Origin of the sequence: Actinoallomurus sp. NPDC050550 (genome assembly GCF_040655075.1) — a bacterium.
In the GTDB taxonomy this organism is placed as follows: domain Bacteria; phylum Actinomycetota; class Actinomycetes; order Streptosporangiales; family Streptosporangiaceae; genus Actinoallomurus.
On sequence record NZ_JBFAJC010000005.1, the window covers coordinates 139,911 to 156,621 of the forward strand.

Here is a 16,711-nt window from a genome sequence, read left to right on the forward strand (position 1 = left end):
CTCGACCGGTGCCGTTAGCGTCCGTGGCCATGGATGAGATTCGCGCCGCCAGGCAGTTGCAGCTCATAGCTGAGGTCGTGGCCATGGCATCTGAGTGTGGTATCCAGGTTTGGCTTCGGGGTGGGTGGGCCATGGATTTCTTCTTGGGCGAGATCACGCACGATCACCGTGACATCGACTGGTTCGCCTGGACCCACGACACATCTGTTCTCGGCGCCGAGCTCGACCGAAGTGGCTATCAGCAAGTACCTGGCCTCCCACCCGATCAGCAGCTCGACGTGCTTAAAGACGGTGAAGACCCCAGCTTCAATCTACTCCGAAGGGATATGTCAGGCCGCGTCGTCGTCGGTGGCGGCCCGTGGGCCGGCTCGCCGTGGCCTGAGAACATGCTGGAAAGGTATGTGGGCCGTATCGGCAATCTACAATGTCCGATCATCAACCCGAGGCCTCAGATCGAGATCAAGCAGATGATGCCGATCTGGGTTCCCGGAAGTCCCCGCAGGGCGAAGGATCTTGAGGACATCACTCGGCTCCAGGCCGCCCTGCACGAAGATTAGCGGAACAAGTCAGCCGAGCTCGAGTTCTCTTCGTACACGCAGACCGCTGGCTGACGTAAAAACAATTGTTGAATTATAAGAAGAAGCCCTGATCGCCGAAGCGAGGCCAGGGCTTGTTGCTAGTGGGGATGGTTAGTCTTCTTCAGTGTCGTCGTCACCTTGCATGACGGCGACCTCGACGCAACTTGCACCGCTGCTACTGCGGGCGCTCTTGCGCCACTGGGCGCGGGAAGTATCGGGCATCTCCGGCACCTCCTCTCACGTCAAACGCTCGCCGAGCTTCCTAATCAGCCGTACGGACGCCGTGGGGTGTGCGGCTACGGCCCGAAGGTGCTCATAGAAGGCAGTGTACCGACGGATATCTGCCTCCTCCTCGATGAAGAGGTCACCGGCCATCGAATCGACGTACACCACGGTCGGGTTGTCGGCGAAGTTGAGGACGATGAAGCTGCCCGGCATGCCCGGGTGAGCACCGACATCGAAGGGGATGACTTGCAGTGTCACGTTGGGCAACTCGGCGACATCGACCAGGTGCTCAAGCTGCCCACGCATGACGCTCGCTCCGCCGACAAGACGATGAAGTGCGGCCTCGTCGCAGATGGCCCAGAACTTAAGCCGTCGGTCACGATCGAGGACCGCTTGGCGTTCCATTCGGACCTGGACACGCCGCTCGACCTCTTCGTGGGTGAGTGAGGGCCCGCCGTGTCGCCCGGACGTGGTCCTGCCTGGCCGCGGTCAGCGATCCGATCGCTCGGCGCCGGCGGAGGCCATGGCGGCGATGATGCGGTCCTCGGTGACCTCGCGGCCGGTCAGCTCGGCGGCGACCGTGCCGTCGCGCAGGACCACGACGCGGTCGCAGCCGGAGACCAGCTCCTCGAGGTCGGAGGAGATCAGGAGGATGGCGAGGCCGGCCACGGCCAGTTCGTCCAGCAGGTCGCGCAGCTGGGCCTTGGCGCCCACGTCGATGCCGCGGGTCGGCTCGTCCAGCAGCAGGACCTTCGGCTGCATCGCCAGCCAGCGGGCCAGCAGGACCTTCTGCTGGTTGCCGCTGGAGAGCTCGGCGACCTTCTGCAGCGGGGAGGTCGCCTTGATGTGCAGGCGGCGCATGAAGGTGTCCACGACGCGGTCGATCCGCGCGCCGGACACGATGCCGAAGCGCGACAGGCGCGGCAGCGCGGCCAGCGCGATGTTGTCGCGGACGGACAGCGACGGGATGATCCCCTCGGTGGCGCGGTTCTCCGGCAGGAGGCCCACGCCCGCGCGGATCGCGCCGGCGATGGAACGCCGGGGCAACGGGGCGCCGGCCACCGTAACCTGGCCGGCGTCGAGGGTCAGCGCGCCCGCGATCGCCTTGGCGGTCTCCGAGCGTCCCGCTCCCAGCAGGCCGCCCAGCCCCAGCACCTCGCCCTCCCGGAGCTCCAGCGAGACGTCGGCCAGCGCGTGCCGGCGCGTCAGCCCGGTGGCGCGCAGGTAGGGCGGGTCGGCGGGGGTGTCGGCGGCCGCTGAGGGTACGGCGGACGGCATCCGCTGGAGCCGCCGCCCCAGCATGATGGACACCAGCGTGCGGCGGTCCAGCGCCGCGAACGGCCCGCTGTGCACGACGCGGCCCGCGCGCAGCACGGTCAGGCGGTCGCCGAGCCGGTACAGCTCGTCGAGCCGGTGGCTCACGTACAGCACCGCCCGGCCCTGCTCGCGCTGCTCCGCCACGACGCGGAACAGCGTCTCGATCTGCGGCGGCTCCATCTCCGCGGTCGGCTCGTCGAGGATGATCACCTCGGCGCCGGCCGTGACCACGCGGGCCAGTGCGACCAGCGTGCGCGCGCCCGGGTCCAGCGCCGCCAGCGGCCGGCGTACGTCCACGCGCAGGCCATAACGTCGGGACAGGATGTCGGTGGCCTGTTCGTGCATCCGCGCGGTGTCGATCAGGCCGAGCCGGCCCCTCGGCTCCGCGCCGGCGAACAGGTTGCGGGCGATGCTCATCGAGGGGATGAGCGTGTCGTCCTGGTGGACCGCCATGATGCCCGCGCGGCGGGCGTCCAGCGGGCCGCCGAGCCGCAGCAGCTCGCCGTCCCGGCGCAGCCGCCCGGCGTCCGGGCGGTGGACGCCCGTCAGGACCTTGACGAGCGTGGACTTGCCCGCGCCGTTCTCACCGGTCAGGGCGTGGACCTCGCCGCGCGCGAGCAGGAGTGAGACGTGGTCGAGGGCGACCGTGCCGGGGAACGTCTTGAGGATCCCGGCCGCCTCCAGGGCTCTGTCCGTCACGACGCACCTCCGGTACCGCGCCGGTTGTCCGCTCGTGATACCACGACACGGCCCTCACCTGCCAGATCACAGACGGGCGATGTGGATCCGTACACCCCGTGCGCTCAGCTCGTGCAGTTCGTCCGGCGGCGCGTCCTCGCCGGTGACGAGGTGGTCGATGCGCTCGGGGGGCACGGTCTGCACCATGGTGTTCACACCGATCTTGGTGTGGTCGGCGAGCACCACGACCTCCTCGGCGGCCTCGGCGAGCGCCCGGTCGGTGCCCGCCACCTGCATGTTCGGCGTGGAAAGGCCGCGCTCGGCGGTGAGCCCGTTGCCGGAGATGAACACCCGCCGCATGCGCAGCCCGGCCAGCGACCGCTCCGCCGCGCTGCCGATCAGCGCCTGCACCGGGCCGCGCAGCGTGCCGCCGGTCACCACGACCTCGATGCGCGGCGAGGCCGCGAGCGCCTGCGCGACCAGGAGAGAGTTGGTGACCACCGTCAGGTCGGTGTGACCGGTGAGGCGCTGCGCCAGCGCGTACGTCGTGGTGCCGGGGCCGATGGCGATCGCGTCGCCGTCGTCGACGAGTGCGGTCGCCAGGTCCGCGATCGCGGCCTTCTCCTCGCTCCCGACCTGGACCTTCTGGAGGTACGTCGGCTCCTGGGAGAGCTCGCCGGGCAGCGAGGCTCCCCCGTGGTGACGGTCCAGCAGCCCGTCGGCCTCGAGCGCGCGGACGTCGCGGCGGACCGTGACCTCCGACGACTGGACGGCCTCCGCCAGCTCGCGCAGCGAGAGGGTGCCGTTCGCGCGGAGGAGTTCGAGGATGCGCTTACGGCGTTCGGCGGCGAAGACCGGCTTGCGACCGTCCGACGGCCCTGGGACGTCGCTCACGGTCCCCCCTGATGAAAAAGCATCGGATGACCCGATCGTAGCCATCAGGCCCGCCGAACGGCGCATCCGGCGGGGATCAGTGCGTCTCGGCCGGTTCCGTGGCCATGGGCGACGGCGTGGGGGTGGCGGCGCGCCGGCCGGGCAGGAAGGCGGCGACCGCGAGGGCGATGACGGCGCCGGCCGCGGAGATCACCATGACCACGCGGAAGGCGTTCTGCGAGGGCACGGTCGCCGGGCCGAGCGTGATGGTCATGTGGGCCAGCACCACGCCCGCGACCGCGCTGCACATCGAGGTGCCGATCGAGCGCATCAGGGTGTTCAGGCTGTTGGCGGCGGCGGTCTCCGACACCGGCACGGCCCCCATGATCAGTGCGGGCATGGCGCCGTAGGCCAGGCCGATGCCGGCGCCGATCACGCACGAGACCAGCACCAGCTGCCAGATCGCCGACATCAGGGCGATGCCCATTCCGTACCCGGCGGCGACCACGACCGCGCCGGCCATCAGGGTCACCTTCGGGCCCCGGGCCGCGGAGATGCGGGCGGAGAACGGGGCCGCGGCCATCATGACGAGGCCGGTCGGCGCCATCACCAGGCCGGCCGCCAGCATGCTCCGGCCCAGGCCGTACCCGGTCGCCTTGGGCAGTTGCAGCAGCTGCGGCAGCACGAGGGACATCGCGAACATGGCGACGCCGAACACGACGGAGGCGATGTTCGTGAGCAGCACCTGACGGCGGGCGGTCGTGCGCAGGTCCACGAGGGGTTCCCGGGTGCGCAGCTCCCACCAGCCCCACGCGGCCAGCACGATGACGGCCGCGGCGAACAGCCCGAGAGTCAGGCCTTCGGTCCAGCCCCAGTCTGCGCCCTTGGAGATGGCCAGCAGCAGGCAGACCAGGCCGACGGACAGCCCGGCCGCGCCGAGCAGGTCGAAGCGTCCGGGGGTTCGCACGGGCGACTCGGGCACGATCAGCAGCACCAGCACGGTGGCCAGCACGCCCATACCGGCCGAGGTCCAGAACAGCATGTGCCAGTCGGCGCGTTCGGCCAGGAACGCGGCGGCGGGCAGGCCCAGTGCGCCGCCCACCCCGAGTGAGGCGCTCATGAGCGCGGTCGCCGCGCCGAGCCGCTCGACGGGCAGTTCGTCGCGCATGATGCTGATGCCCAGCGGGATCACGCCGGACGCCAGTCCTTGCAGGGCACGGCCGGCGACCATGGGCGGCAGGGAGTCGGACAGGCCGGCCACGGCGGAGCCGACGATCAGCAGCACCAGGCTGACGAGCAGCATGCGCCGCTTGCCGTACATGTCACCCAGCCGCCCGATCACCGGTGTGGCCACCGCCGCGGCGAGCAGCGTGGCGGTGACCGCCCAGGTCGTGTCCCCGGGCGAGGAGCCGAGCAGGTGGGGCAGCTGGGGCAGCAGCGGGATCACCAGGGTCTGCATCAGCGAGACCACGATCCCGCCGAACGCCAGCACGGCGACGATGGGACCGGCGTTCGCTCGTGGCGGGCCGGACGCTCCGGCGGCGGTCGAAACGTGGGACATGAGGGGAACCTCCATCGGAACGGTCGGCGCCTACACGCCTTGGCAAAATTTAAATCAATCGATTGACTTAGTCCAGCCGGGCGGGTTGACTGACAACGACGGCGACAACGAGTCGACAGGAGGACGCCCCGTGAGTCAGGTCGACGAGCAGAGGCTGGACTACCCGCTGCCCCGCCCGGCGGCGCTGGAGCCCCCGGCCGAGTGGGCGAAGCTGCGGCGGCGGTGCCCGGTCGCGCGCGTGGCCATGCCGAGCGGAGACGAGATGTCGCTCGTCACCCGCTACGCCGACGTCAAGCAGGTGCTGTCCGACCCGCGGTTCGGCCGCCGGCTGAACGCTCCCGACGCCGCGCGGATCTCCGACACCGAGTCCGGCGGGGTGTTCAACAACGAGATGGCCAACGTGCTCCCCCAGAGCGGTGAGGAGCACCTGCGCTGGCGGCGGCTCGTGGGCAAGTGGTTCACCGCCCGGCGGATGGCGGCGCTGCGCCCGCGGATCGAGGCCATGGCCGGCGGGCTCATCGACGCGATGGTGGACGGAGGCCGGCCCGCGGACCTGAAGTCGGGCCTGGCGTTCCCGCTGCCGGTGTGGGTGATCTGCGACCTGCTCGGCGTCCCCGACTCCGACCGGGACCGGTTCGCCCACTGGTCGGACTGCATGCTGAACCTGACCCGCTACACCGAGGAGCAGGTGAAGATCGCCCAGGCCGAGTTCAACGCGTACATGGCGGGCCACATCGCCGACCGCCGGGGCGAGCCGGGCGACGACCTGCTCAGCGAGCTGATCGTCGCCACCGACGCCGAGGGCCGCGGGCTGTCCGAGGCAGAGCTGGTCGCCACCGGCCAGGGTCTGCTGGTCGCCGGGCACGAGACCACCGCGAACATGATCGCCAAGATGGTGGCCATGCTGCTGGCCGACCGGGGGCGCTGGGAGGGTCTGCTGGCCGACCGGTCGCTGGTCCGGACCGCCGTCGAGGAGGTACTGCGGTTCGACACCAACCTCGGGCTCGGCATGGTCCGCTATATCGACCAGGACGTCGAGGTCGGTGACACGCCGATTCCCCGCGGCACCACCGTGCTGTGCGACATGGCCGCGGCCAACCGGGACGAGACCGCCTTCGACCGGGCCAACGAGATGGACCTGACCCGCAGCCCGAACCCGCATCTGACCTTCGGCGCCGGAGCGCACTCCTGCCTCGGGCAGTCGCTGGCCCGCACGGAGCTGCAGACCGTGCTCGGCGTGCTGCTCGACCGCCTTCCGTCCCTGGAGCTCGCCGTCCCGGCGGAGAATCTAGAACGCGTTGAGGGACTGGTCGTCGGCGGGCTGCGCAGCCTGCCGGTTCGATGGTGAGGAGATGACCATGGCGGTACGGGCGGAACAGGTGCAGGCGACGCGAGAGTCGATCCTGGCCGCGGCGGAACGGTTGTTCGCCGAGCACGGGGTGTTCGCCGTCTCCAACCGCCAGATCAGCGAGGCCGCGGGACAGGGCAACACCGCCGCGGTCGGCTACCACTTCGGCACCAAGACCGACCTCGTCCGCGCGATCGTGCGCAGGCACACCGAGGACATCGATCGGCGACGCACGCGGATGGTGGCCGAGGTCGCCGGCTCGACGGATCCGCGGGCCTGGATCGCGTGCCTGATCCGCCCGAACATCGACCACCTGGCCTCGCTGCCACGCCCGAGCTGGTTCGCCCGGTTCAGCGCGCAGGTGATGACCGACCCCGAGCTGCGCACCATCATGATCGACGAGTCGCTCGGCGAGCCCTCGCTCCGCCAGGCCGTGGAGGGCATGAACCGGTGCCTTCCCGAGCTGCCGGTCGAGGTCCGCCTCGAGCGCGGCGAGATGGTCCGCCAGCTGGTGACGCACATGACCGCCGAACGCGAACGCGCGCTCGCCGAAGGCACGCCCACCGCCCGGTCCAGCTGGCACGACGCGGCCACCGGACTGATCGACGCGATCGCCGGGCTGCTGCTGGCTCAGGTCACCCCGCCCCGTGACGATTCCAAGGAGAACCCCTGATGAGAGTGGCCGTCGACCAGGACAAGTGCTGCGGCGCCGGCAACTGCGTCCTGCTCGCCCCGGAGGTGTTCGACCAGCGGGAGGACGACGGGATCGTCGCCCTGCTCGACGAGCGGCCTCCCGAGCGGCTGCACGGCGCGGTCCGCGAGGCCGCCGACGTCTGCCCCGCCGGCGCCATCCGGCTGAGCGAGACCTCATGACGTCTCATCCGGCCGGGGTCCTGGTGGTCGGCGCGTCCGCCGCCGGGCTCGCGACGACGGAGGCCCTGCGCCGCAGGGGATACCAGGGCGAGCTGACCGTGCTGGGGGCCGAGCCGCACACACCGTACGACCGGCCCCCGCTTTCCAAGCAGGTCCTCGCGGGAGTGTGGGAGCCCGGCCGGGCCGCGCTTCGCCCGTCCGCCCAGCTGTCCACCCTGGACGCCGAGTTCATCCTCGGCGATCCCGCCGCCGGCCTCGACGCGACGACCCGGACGGTGCGGACCGAGTCCGGGCGCGCCCTGAGGGCCGACACGATCGTCGTGGCCACCGGACTGCGCCCCCGCACGCTGCCCGGCCAGGACGGCCTGTCCGGCGTGCACGTGCTGCGCACTCTCGACGACGCCGTGGCCCTGCGGGCCGACCTGCTCACCGCCGCACGCGTGGTGGTCGTCGGGGACGGCGTGCTCGCCGCCGAGATCGCCGCCACCGCCCGCCGCCTGGGCCCGGAGGTCACCGTGGCCGGCCCGGGGCCGGCGCCGCTGGCCGGCCGGTTCGGTCCGCTGGTCTCCCGGCTGCTCGCCGAGACGCATCTCGAGAACGGGGTCGATCTGCGGCTCGGCGCCGGAGTCGGCGGCCTGACCGCCCGGCACGGGCGCGTCACCGGCGTGCGCCTGGACACCGGCGAGGTCCTGCCCGCCGACGTGGTCGTCGTGGCGATCGGGGCCACGCCGGCGACGGACTGGCTGGCCGGGAGCGGGCTGCGGCTGGACGACGGGCTCGTGTGCGACGCCCACTGCCGGGCCGCCGACGGCATCTACGCCGTCGGCGACGTGGCCCGCTGGCACCACCCCGGGCTGGGCGCCCTGCTCCGGCTGGAGAACCGGACCAACGCCACCGAGCAGGCCATGGCCGCCGCCGACACGATCCTTGGCGACGACCGGCCGTACGCCCCGGTGCCGTACATGTGGACCGACCAGTTCGACACCAAGATCCAGGTCCACGGCCTGCCGAGCCCGGACGCCGAGGTGACCATCGTCGACGGCGCGGTGGCCGACCGCCGCTTCGTCGCCCGCTACCACCGGGACGGCCGGGTCATCGGCGTCCTCGGTTGGAACATGCCCAAGCAGGTCCGCCTGCGCCGCCAGGAGGTCGTCGACGCCCAGCCCGGTCTCGCACCGGCCCTGCCCTGATCGATCCCGAGAAAACCGCTCGACAAGGAAGGTAGCCATGACCAGCACAGTGAGTCCGGCCGGCCCGGAGGCGGCAGCGGTTCCGGAGTTCCCGATGGACCGGGCGGCGGGCTGCCCGTTCGATCCGCCCCCGGACCTGGCGGCCGCGCAGCGCCAAGGCCCGCTGGCCAGGGTCCGGCTGTGGGACGGCAGCACCCCGTGGCTGGTGACCCGCTACGCCGACCAGCGGGCGCTGCTGGCCGACCCCCGGCTGAGCGCCGACATCGAGCGCCCCGGCTACCCGAGCTCGGCGCCGATCCAGCCGGGCGGCTCGAAGATCGGCTTCATCCTGATGGACGACCCCGAGCACGCTCGGCTGCGCCGGATGGTGACCGCGCCGTTCACCATCAAGCGGATCGAGGCCCTGCGCCCCGCGGTACAGCAGATCGTGGACCGGCTGATCGACGAGATGCTGGCCGGTCCGAAGCCGGTGGACCTGGTGGAGGCGTTCGCGCTGCCCGTGCCCTCCCTGGTCATCTGCGACCTGCTGGGCGTGCCGTACGCCGACCACGACTTCTTCCAGGCCAACAGCAAGACCATCATCAAGCGGACCGCGACGCCCGAGCAGCGGATGACGGCGAGCGGGAACCTCACCGAGTACCTGGACCGGCTGGTCGGCGAGAAGCTCGAGAATCCCGGCGACGATCTGCTGTCCGGACTCACCGGGCGGGTCAAGGCGGGCGAGCTGACCCGGCAGGACGCGGCGCAGATCGGCGTGCTGCTGCTGATCGCCGGGCACGAGACCACCGCGAACATGATCGCCCTGGGCACCCTGGCCCTGCTGGAACACCCCGACCAGCTCGCCCTGCTGCGCGACGCCGACGACCCGAAGCTCGTCGCCTCGGCGGTGGAGGAGCTCCTGCGCTACCTGCACATCACGCACAGCGGGCGGCGCCGCGTGGCGGTGGAGGACATCGAGCTCGCCGGCCAGACCATCCGCGCCGGCGAGGGGGTCATCCTGCCCAACGACATCGGCAACCGGGACCCCGACGCCTTCGAGCACCCCGACCGGCTGGACCTCCGGCGCGACGCCCGCCACCACGTCGCCTTCGGCTTCGGCGTCCACCAGTGCCTGGGCCAGCCGCTGGCCCGCATGGAGCTCCAGGTCGTCTACAGCACCCTCTACAAGCGCATCCCCACCCTGAGACTCGCCACCGACCTGGACCGGATCCCGTTCAAGCACGACGGATCCGTCTACGGCGTCTACGAACTCCCCGTCACCTGGTAATCCCGCAAAGGAGCGAACCCATGAAGGTCATCGTCGATCAGGACAAGTGCGTCGCGTCCGGACAGTGCGTGACCAGCGCGCCGGACGTGTTCGACCAGCGCGACGAGGACGGCATCGTCGTACTGCTCGCCGAGGAGCCGCCGGCGGACCTGGCCGCCGACGTCCGGCAGGCCGCGGCCGTGTGCCCCGCGCTGGCCATCCAGGTCGAAGAGTCGTAGCGGGCAGGTACGGCGGCCGAGGCGGCCCGGGCCGCCTCGGCCGCCGCACGCGGTCACACCGGACGGCGCGGAGGGGAGCCGTAAACATTCCGTAAACGGGTTCGGCGAAGCTGAAGGCACCTGAGCACGGCGGGCCTCACGGCACCGCTCCGAACCCGGAAGGAAGCACCTCATGCGCACGTTCAAGCTCCAGGTCCAGACCACCGTCGACGGCTACATGGCCGGCCCGAACGGCGAGATGGACTGGCTGACGTTCGACTGCGGGGTCACCGCGCTGCACTTCGAGCCGAAGCGCTTCTGAACGGCCGTACGCCAGAGGCAGGGCCCGCGCCCCGGCAGCGCTTCCCGCAACGCATGTAAGTGACTTGCAGGATTTGCGATATTCTTGCGGCATGTCACGACGACTTGCCGATGTCGCCAAGAAGGCAGGGGTCAGCGAGGCCACCGTCAGCCGGGTGCTCAACGGCAAACCGGGGGTCTCGGCGGCGACCCGCGACAATGTGCTGACCGCGCTGGACGTGCTGGGTTACGAGCGGCCGACGCAGTTGCGGGGCGACCGGGCCCGACTGGTCGGCCTGGTGCTGCCGGAGTTGCAGAATCCGATCTTCCCCGCCCTGGCCGAGGTGGTCAGCGGCGCCCTGGTGCAACTCGGTTTCACGCCCGTCCTGTGCACGCGCACGGCGGGTGGTCTCTCGGAGCCGGAGTACGTGAACCTGCTGCTCGACCAGCAGGCCTCCGGAGTGATCTTCGCCGGCGGGATGTTCGCGGAGGCGGACGCCGCACATGAGCACTACCACCTGCTCCGCAGGCGCGGCATGCCGGTGGTGCTCGTGAACGCGTCCGTCGCCGATCTCGGCTTCCCGGCGGTGGCGACCGACGACGTCGTCGCCGTCGAGCAGGCGTACGGGCACCTGCGCGCGCTGGGGCACGAGCGGATCGGCCTGGTCGTCGGCCCGGCGGACCACATGCCGTCCCGCCGGAAGGTGGAGACCTTCGAGCGGCTCGCCCAGGCGGCCGGCCTCGGCGGAGAGGAGTTCGTCGAGCGGACCCTGTTCTCCCTGGAGGGGGGCCAGGCGGCGACGACCCGCCTGTTGCGGCGGGGGGTCACGGGGGTGATCTGCGGCAGTGACCCGCTGGCGCTGGGCGCGATCAAGGCGGCCCGCCGGCAGGGGCGGCAGGTGCCCGAGGACGTCTCGGTGGTCGGCTTCGACGACTCGGCGTTCATGAGCTGCGTCGACCCGCCGCTGACCACAGTGCGCCAGCCCATCGACGCGATGGGGCGCGCGGTGGTGACCCTTCTCGGCGCCCAGATCGACGGCTCGCAGGCCGCCCCCGAAGAGCTGCTGTTCGAGCCGGAGCTCGTCGTCCGCGGCTCCACAGGCCCAGCCTGACAACTGTCGATTTTTTTCTATCTTCAGTTCGACTATTGCAGTGTGATGTCGGTCTCTATATCGTTCTCGCACCGGATCCTGCATCCCGGTCCTCGGCCCGCGGCCTCTGGGCGCCGGAGGCCAGTCCAGGAGGGAGTCGATGATGAGACCCCGACGGCTCATGGTCCTTTTGACGGCAGGGCTCGCCCTGACCAGTACGGCGTGCGGAGGCGGTGACGGATCCAAGGACGCCTCGGGCGGGAGGGTCTCCATCACGGTCGGCTGCATGCCCGCGAAGAGCCAGCCGACCCAGCGCCGCGAGTGGAACGAGGATGTCGCCGCCTTTCACCGGCTGCACCCGGACATCACGGTCGTCGGCAAGGACGCCTTCCCCTGCGCGGACCCGAAGACGTTCATGGCCAAGCTCGCGGGCGGCCAGATGGAGGACGTCTTCTACACCTACTTCACCGACGTCCAGAACGTGATCAAGTCGGGTCAGGCCGCCGACCTCACCAAGTACCTCGGCAGCGTCAAGCAGCTCCCCGACCTCCAGCCCTCCGTCAAGCAGGTCTTCACCGGCCCCGACGGCAGGATCTACGGCCTGCCCCGGCAGAACTACTCGATGGGCCTGCTCTACAACCGCAAGCTGTTCAAGCAGGCCGGGCTCAATCCCGACACCCCGCCCGCGACCTGGGCGGAGCTGCGCGCCGACGCGAAGAAGATCGCCGCACTGGGCAAGGGCATCGCCGGATACGCCGACTACAGCGCCGGCAACCAGGGCGGCTGGCACTTCACCACCGAGCTGTACGGCCAGGGCGGCGACGTCGTCACCCCCGACGGGAAGAAGGCCGCGTTCAACAGCCCGCAGGGCCAGGCCGTGCTGGAGAACCTCCGGCAGATGCGCTGGACCGACGACTCCATGGGGTCCAAGCAGCTGCTCCAGCTCGCCGACGTGCAGCAGATGATGGCCGCCGGCCGGCTCGGGATGTACCTGTCCGCGCCGGACAACGTGACCGCGCTGGTCGACCAGTTCCAGGGCTCGTACAAGGACTACGGCCTGGCGCCGATCCCCGAGGCGAAGGCCACGCTCATCGGCGGGGACGGCTACATGGTCAACGTCAAGGCCTCCCCCGCCAAGATCAGGGCCGGGCTGCTCTGGCTGGAGTACTACGTCCTCACGCCCGGACAGGGCCAGCTGAACTACCAGCGCGAAGCGCGGTACGGGCGCGCGGTCGGCCTGCCCCAGCCGGACTTCTACACCGGGGCGACGGCGACCACCGACCACTCGCTGCGCGCGGCGTCGGCCAACGTCCCGGTCGCGAACTACAAACCGTACGAGGACGCCTCCGCGCGCATCCCGGGCAGGCTCGAGCCGGCGAACGCCCAGCAGGTCTACGCCGTCCTCGACTCGGTCATGTCGGCGGTCCTCACCGACCGGAACGCCGACCCCGGCCGGCTCCTCGCGTCCGCCCAGCAGAAGGTCGACGGCATTCTCGCCCGCTCCAACTGAGCACGCCCGGCGGCCCACACGCGAAGGAGGGATCGGTGACCACGACCGCCCTGCGCAAGGCGGCGTCCCGGCGTTCACCGTCGCGCCCGGCCGGGCCGCGCCGGGCGGCGTCGCGGTACGGCGTCCGGCGCGCCCTGTCCGCGTACGGGTTCCTCTGCGGGGCGCTGATCTGCTTCGCCCTGTTCTCCTGGTACCCGATCGTGCGGGAGGCCCTGCTCGGCTTCCAGCAGACGAACTTCGTCGGCCGGTCCCAGTGGGTCGGCCTCGATAATTTCCACCGCGTCGGAGCCGACCCGGCCTTCGGCAAGGCCTGGCTGAACACCCTGGAGTTCACCGGGCTGGCGCTGCTGTGCGGTTACGTCCTGCCGTTCGTGACGGCGCTGCTGCTCAACGAGCTGCGCCACGCGCGCGCCTACCTCAGGTTCGTCGTGTACCTGCCGGTCATGCTCCCGCCGGCGGTCGCGGTGCTGCTGTTCAAGTGGTTCTACGACCCGGGCCCCGGCCTGTTCAACCAGCTGCTGCGCCTGGCCCACCTCCCGGGGCTGAACTGGCTGGACTCCACGAGCACCGCGCTGCTGTCCCTGGTGATCGTCTCCACCTGGATGAACATGGGCAGCGGCACGCTCATCTACCTGGCCGCCCTGCAGAGCGTCGAGGGCGAGCTGTACGAGGCGGCGGAGCTGGACGGCGCGGGACTGCTGCGGCGCGTCCGGCACGTCACCATCCCCCAGACCAGGCTGATCCTGCTGGTGATGCTCCTGCTCCAGGTCATCGCCACGATGCAGGTGTTCATCGAGCCGTACCTGCTCACCGGCGGCGGGCCGCAGGACGCCACGGTCAGCGTCGTCTACCTGATGTACCAGTACGCCTTCAACTTCAACAGCTACGGCGGCGGCAGCGCCCTCGGGCTGATGCTGATGCTCGTCCTGATGGTGTTCTCCGCGGCGTACCTGCGGCTCACCAGGGACGAGGGGAGATGAGGTGAGGAACCCGACGATGCAGGCGCCCGCCCCGCGAACGCTCATCTCCGCCCGCGCACTGTCCACGCCACGCGGCCGGGTGATCTACTGGTCCGTCCTCGTCGCGGTGATCGTGCTGTTCACCGCGGTGTTCGTGTTCCCGCTCTACTGGATGGCGACCGGCGCGCTCAAGTCGTCCGGCGAGCTCGCGCGCACACCCCCGACGATCTTTCCCCGGCACCCGCACCCCGGCGTCTACCGCGAGGCGTGGCAGCGGCTGAGCCTGGAACGGTACCTCCTGAACACGCTCGTGTACGCCGCCGGGGCCTGGCTGCTGCAGCTCGCCGTGTGCGTACCGGCGGCGTACGCCCTGTCGAAGCTGCGGCCCGTGCTCGGCCGGGCGATCCTCGGCATGATGCTGGCCACGTTGATGATCCCGCCGACCGTCCTGCTGATCCCGCTGTACCTGACCGTGCGCGATCTGCCGTTCCTGCACGTCAATCTGTTGAACACGCCGTTCGCGATCTGGTTCCCGGCGGCGGCGAACGCCTTCAGCGTGTTCCTGCTCAAGCGGTTCTTCGACTCCATCCCCAGGGAACTGCTCGAGGCGGCGGCGATCGACGGCGCCTCGTCCTGGCGCATCCTGCGGTCGATCGTCCTGCCGATCTCACGGCCGATCCTCGCCGTCGTGTCCATCTTCGCGGTGGTCAACGTGTGGAAGGACTTCGTCTGGCCGCTGCTGGTGCTGCCCGACAGCAATCGGATGACGGTGAGCGTGGCCATCTCCTCCCTGTCGAACCAGACGCCGGAGAACATCCTCATCGCCGCGCTCGTGATCGCGAGCGTCCCGGCCATCGCCGTCTTCCTGCTCTTCCAGCGCCACATCATGGCGGGCCTGACCGCCGGAGGACTGAAGGGGTGAGGACACGCGTGCCCGTGACCCGACCGAACCGTTCGAGGAGATGATCCGGCATGGCCGAACTCGTTCCCCCCGGCAGGTCGCCGCAGCCGGAGGGCTGGTGGCGGAGTGCCGCGATCTACCAGGTCTACCCGCGCAGTTTCGCGGACGGCAACGGCGACGGCGTCGGTGACCTGGCCGGCCTGCGCGGGCGCCTCCGCCATCTCGCCGACCTGGGGGTCGACGCGGTCTGGGTGAACCCCTGGTACCCCTCGCCGATGGTCGACGGCGGCTACGACGTGGCCGACTTCCGCGACATCGACCCGGTCTTCGGCTCGCTCGCCGAGGCCGAGAAGCTCATCGAGGAGGCGCACGGGCTCGGGATCAGAGCGATCGTCGACATCGTCCCCAACCACTGCTCCGACCGGCACGCCTGGTTCCAGGAGGCGCTGCGGTCCGGGCCGGGCTCGGCGGCCCGCGCGCGGTTCTGGTTCCGGCCCGGGCGCGGCGACGGGCCGCCGAACGACTGGCGGTCCATCTTCGGCGGTCCCGCGTGGACCCGAGTTCCGGACGGCGAGTGGTACCTCCACCTGTTCGCGCCGGAGCAGCCCGACTTCAACTGGAGCAACCCCGAGGTACGGGAGGAGTTCCTCGACGTCCTGCGGTTCTGGTTCGACCGCGGCGCGGACGGCATCCGCATCGACTCCGCCGCGGTCCTGGTCAAGGACCCCGACGCCGAGCCGGACGGCCAGGACCCCTACACCGACCGGGACGGCGTGCACGAGATCTACCGGGCCTGGCGGCGGACCGCCGACGACTACGGCGACCGGGCGCTGATCGGCGAGGTCTGGCTGCCCGACCAGGACCGGTTCGCGGCCTACCTGGCCCCGGACGAGATGCACACGGCCTTCAACTTCGACTTCCTGAGCTGCCCGTGGGAGGCCCGGGCGCTGCGCCGGGTGATCGACACGACGCTGGCCACGCACACTCCGCTGGGCGCGCCGCCGACCTGGGTGCTGTCCAACCACGACGTGACCCGCCCGGTCACCAGGTTCGGCCGGGAGGACACCTCCTTCGACCTGGGCGACCGCCGGCACGGCGCGCCCGCGGACCTGCGCCTCGGCCTGCGCCGGGCCCGGGCGGCCGCCCTGCTCGCCATGGCGCTGCCCGGCTGCGTCTACGTCTACCAGGGCGAGGAGCTCGGCCTCCCGGAGGTCGAGGACCTGCCGGAGGACCGGCTCGAGGACCCCATCTGGTTCCGTTCGGGCCGCCGCGACCGTGGCCGGGACGGCTGCCGGGTCCCGCTCCCGTGGTCCGGCGACGCGCCGCCCTTCGGCTTCGGCGGCGGTGAGCCGTGGCTGCCGCAGCCCCCGTCCTGGCGCGACCTCACCGTCGAGGCCCAGGCCGCGGACCCGTCCTCGACGCTCGCCCTCTACCGGAAGGCGCTGCGGCTGCGGCGCGATCGGCTCGGCGACGGCACGCTCGCCTGGCGGTCGATGGGCGAGGACGTCCTGGCCTTCGACCGGGACTCGGGCGTCACCTGCGTCGTCAACCTCGGCGCCCGGCCCGTACGGCTTCCGGAGGGCCGATCGGTGCTGCTGGCCAGCGGACCGCTGGAGCAGGGCGAGCTCCCTCCGGACACCGCCGTCTGGCTGGACTGATCCGCCCTGGCGGTTCCGCGGAGGGCGTCGCCATCGGTGTTCGACATTGTCGGCAGGGTGGCGTTGACGCGCCCGGATACGCGGCTTAACGTCTCGGGGAGCTTACGGACCGGCGGTGGTGCCGTCTCTCTCATGGCCGGTCCGGCCGCGACGTCTACGCGTCCCCTTCCCCCGTTTACGGGTGG

At 70.9% G+C, this 16,711-nt stretch carries 18 protein-coding genes; 13 read left to right on the forward strand and 5 right to left on the reverse strand.

The window, feature by feature from the left end; all coding sequences use genetic code 11:
* Positions 1-29: 29 nt before the first annotated feature.
* Positions 30-557, forward strand: coding sequence for a hypothetical protein (locus tag AB0I04_RS08995; protein WP_360881285.1), 528 nt, complete (start codon positions 30-32; stop codon positions 555-557).
* A gap of 132 nt (positions 558-689) precedes the next feature.
* On the opposite strand, the gene AB0I04_RS09000 is transcribed toward AB0I04_RS08995, so the two are convergent.
* From AB0I04_RS09000 to AB0I04_RS09020, 5 genes are all read right to left on the reverse strand, one after another.
* A complete protein-coding gene (locus AB0I04_RS09000; protein ID WP_360881287.1) occupies positions 690-800 on the reverse strand; it encodes a DUF397 domain-containing protein in 111 nt (36 codons plus the stop codon).
* 15 nt (positions 801-815) lie between these two features.
* Positions 816-1,208, reverse strand: coding sequence for a DUF5753 domain-containing protein (locus AB0I04_RS09005; protein WP_360881289.1), 393 nt, complete (start codon positions 1,206-1,208; stop codon positions 816-818).
* Between the two features lie 84 nt (positions 1,209-1,292).
* Entirely contained in the window at positions 1,293-2,819 is a 1,527-nt protein-coding gene (locus AB0I04_RS09010) for a sugar ABC transporter ATP-binding protein (RefSeq protein ID WP_360881291.1), read from the reverse strand.
* A gap of 66 nt (positions 2,820-2,885) precedes the next feature.
* On the reverse strand, positions 2,886-3,692 hold the full coding sequence (locus AB0I04_RS09015; RefSeq protein ID WP_360881293.1) for a DeoR/GlpR family DNA-binding transcription regulator: 807 nt from the start codon (positions 3,690-3,692) through the stop codon (positions 2,886-2,888).
* 76 nt (positions 3,693-3,768) lie between these two features.
* Positions 3,769-5,232: an MFS transporter gene (locus AB0I04_RS09020; RefSeq protein WP_360881295.1), complete on the reverse strand. Its 1,464-nt coding sequence runs from the start codon at positions 5,230-5,232 to the stop codon at positions 3,769-3,771.
* A gap of 130 nt (positions 5,233-5,362) precedes the next feature.
* Between AB0I04_RS09020 and AB0I04_RS09025 the strand changes: the two genes are divergently transcribed.
* From AB0I04_RS09025 to AB0I04_RS09080, 12 genes are all read left to right on the forward strand, one after another.
* The gene (locus tag AB0I04_RS09025) at positions 5,363-6,580 is read left to right on the forward strand and encodes a cytochrome P450 (RefSeq protein WP_360881297.1); all 1,218 of its coding nucleotides are present in this window, start codon (positions 5,363-5,365) and stop codon (positions 6,578-6,580) included.
* Positions 6,581-6,590: 10 nt separating this feature from the next.
* A complete protein-coding gene (locus AB0I04_RS09030; RefSeq protein ID WP_360881299.1) occupies positions 6,591-7,253 on the forward strand; it encodes a TetR family transcriptional regulator in 663 nt (220 codons plus the stop codon).
* The gene (locus AB0I04_RS09035; RefSeq protein WP_360881301.1) at positions 7,253-7,453 is read left to right on the forward strand and encodes a ferredoxin; all 201 of its coding nucleotides are present in this window, start codon (positions 7,253-7,255) and stop codon (positions 7,451-7,453) included. Before AB0I04_RS09030 ends, AB0I04_RS09035 begins: the two co-directional genes overlap by 1 nt.
* Positions 7,450-8,643: an FAD-dependent oxidoreductase gene (locus AB0I04_RS09040; RefSeq protein ID WP_360881303.1), complete on the forward strand. Its 1,194-nt coding sequence runs from the start codon at positions 7,450-7,452 to the stop codon at positions 8,641-8,643. Before AB0I04_RS09035 ends, AB0I04_RS09040 begins: the two co-directional genes overlap by 4 nt.
* A 37-nt stretch (positions 8,644-8,680) precedes the next feature.
* Positions 8,681-9,910, forward strand: coding sequence for a cytochrome P450 (locus tag AB0I04_RS09045; RefSeq protein WP_360881305.1), 1,230 nt, complete (start codon positions 8,681-8,683; stop codon positions 9,908-9,910).
* A 20-nt stretch (positions 9,911-9,930) separates the two neighbouring features.
* Positions 9,931-10,128: a ferredoxin gene (locus AB0I04_RS09050; RefSeq protein WP_360881307.1), complete on the forward strand. Its 198-nt coding sequence runs from the start codon at positions 9,931-9,933 to the stop codon at positions 10,126-10,128.
* Between the two features lie 172 nt (positions 10,129-10,300).
* On the forward strand, positions 10,301-10,429 hold the full coding sequence (locus AB0I04_RS09055; RefSeq protein ID WP_360881309.1) for a hypothetical protein: 129 nt from the start codon (positions 10,301-10,303) through the stop codon (positions 10,427-10,429).
* Positions 10,430-10,520: 91 nt separating this feature from the next.
* Complete coding sequence (locus AB0I04_RS09060) at positions 10,521-11,519, forward strand: LacI family DNA-binding transcriptional regulator (protein ID WP_360881311.1); 999 nt, start codon at positions 10,521-10,523, stop codon at positions 11,517-11,519.
* A 139-nt stretch (positions 11,520-11,658) separates the two neighbouring features.
* Positions 11,659-13,008 carry a sugar ABC transporter substrate-binding protein gene (locus tag AB0I04_RS09065; RefSeq protein ID WP_360881313.1) on the forward strand — a complete coding sequence of 450 codons (1,350 nt, stop codon included), beginning with the start codon at positions 11,659-11,661 and terminating at the stop codon, positions 13,006-13,008.
* 35 nt (positions 13,009-13,043) lie between these two features.
* Positions 13,044-13,988 (forward strand): sugar ABC transporter permease, encoded by a 945-nt coding sequence (locus tag AB0I04_RS09070; protein WP_360881315.1) that lies wholly within the window; start codon positions 13,044-13,046, stop codon positions 13,986-13,988.
* 1 nt (position 13,989) lies between these two features.
* Entirely contained in the window at positions 13,990-14,889 is a 900-nt protein-coding gene (locus AB0I04_RS09075; RefSeq protein ID WP_360881317.1) for a carbohydrate ABC transporter permease, read from the forward strand.
* 50 nt (positions 14,890-14,939) lie between these two features.
* Positions 14,940-16,526: a glycoside hydrolase family 13 protein gene (locus AB0I04_RS09080; protein WP_360881319.1), complete on the forward strand. Its 1,587-nt coding sequence runs from the start codon at positions 14,940-14,942 to the stop codon at positions 16,524-16,526.
* Positions 16,527-16,711: the final 185 nt, after the last annotated feature.